At 67.9% G+C, this 252-nt stretch carries 1 protein-coding gene; it reads right to left on the reverse strand.

All coding sequences use genetic code 11. The features are described from left to right. Nucleotides 1–252, reverse strand: a 252-nt coding sequence (locus JHD59_RS22685) for a hypothetical protein (RefSeq protein WP_199155920.1), incomplete at both ends; no start/stop codon positions are given.

Raw genomic sequence — 252 nt, forward strand, 5'->3', positions numbered from 1 at the left:
CCCCCCCCCCCCCCCCCCCCCCCCCCCCCCCCCCCCCCCCCCCCCCCCCCCCCCTTTTCAAGCAGAAGACGGCATACGCGATAATTGGCGGAGTCTCGTGGGCTCGGAGATGTGTATAAGAGACAGCAGCAGTCGATGTTGTTGGTGCCGATCACCGCGCGGGCGAACTTCTGCGCGATGTAATTCGATTCATTGCCGGTGCCGCGCGAGGAGCCGGTGCACATGATGGCGTCCGGGCCGTGCTCGCGCTTG

This window comes from Chromobacterium sp. ASV23 (genome assembly GCF_016428945.1).
Lineage (GTDB): Bacteria > Pseudomonadota > Gammaproteobacteria > Burkholderiales > Chromobacteriaceae > Chromobacterium > Chromobacterium sinusclupearum.